1 protein-coding gene is annotated in these 1,047 nt (G+C 67.0%); it reads left to right on the top strand.

The genetic code is table 11. The features are described from left to right. Positions 1–45 precede the first annotated feature (45 nt). Positions 46–1,020 (top strand): polyphosphate polymerase domain-containing protein, encoded by a 975-nt coding sequence (locus tag ETD85_RS62450; RefSeq protein WP_138699118.1) that lies wholly within the window; start codon positions 46–48, stop codon positions 1,018–1,020. The last annotated feature ends 27 nt before the right edge of the window (positions 1,021–1,047 follow it).

Genomic DNA, 1,047 nt, shown 5'->3' on the forward strand with positions numbered 1-1,047 from the left:
GTGTCGTCGGCAGCGTCAGTTGTGTATAAGAGACAGGGTGTGGACTTGAGGGCTGAGCTGGATGCGGATGTGGTGCTCGCCGGGGTTGCCGCAGGCGTGGCGACGATGGGGCTGGAGGACGTGCCGGAGCTGATGAGCCGGGTGGACAGCAAATACATCGTGACGGCCTCGACCATGGCGCGGCTGGCGGCCGAGCTGGGGGATGGGTTCGTGGTGTTGAAGATCGGGGAGCGGCGGCAGTTCCGCTATACCTCGACCTACTTCGACACGCCTGACCTGCTCACCTTCCACCAGCATCGGCAGGATCGGCGACGAAGGTTCAAGCTGCGTACTCGTACGTACCTGGACGGTGGAGGGAGCTGGCTTGAGCTCAAGCTCAGCGGGGCGCGCGGCAGCACGGACAAACATCGCATCCCGTACGACGACGCGCCCGCCGAGACGCTCACCCGGGAGGCGCTGGACTTCGTGCAGGACACCCTGCTGAGCGAGCTGCGCCTCATCGCGCCGGACCTCCTCGTGCCGGTGCTGGCCACCGACTACAAGCGGGTGACGCTCATCGACCGGTCCGGGGCCGCGCGGCTCACCTGCGACACGGGGCTGGTGTGTCACGACGGGCGACGTAGCGCACCCGCTCGGCGTGATCTGGTCCTGCTGGAGTCGAAGTCGGCGGACGGGAAGGCCGTGGTCGACAAGGTGCTGCGTGGGATGGGGGTGCGGCCGGTGAGCGTGAGCAAGTACTGCCTCGCGGTGGCCGCGCTCCGGGAGCTACGGGCCAACCGGTGGCGTCCGGTGATGCAACGCTACCTCGCGCCGCAGCCGGTCGCGGCCTCCCGCCGGCCGGGGGACAGAGGCCGGGCGGGATCGGGGAAGCAGGTGGGGTCAGGCAAGCAGGCGGGATGGGGAGAGCAGGCCGGATCGGGGAAGCCGGCGGGATCGGGGAAGCAGGCGGGATCCTGTCTCATATACACATCTCCGAGCCCACGAGACCCTAAGACAACTCGTATGCCGTCTTCTGCTTGAAAAAAAAAAAAGAGAAAACAGCCGCGA

This window comes from Nonomuraea zeae (assembly GCF_005889725.1).
GTDB lineage: Bacteria > Actinomycetota > Actinomycetes > Streptosporangiales > Streptosporangiaceae > Nonomuraea > Nonomuraea zeae.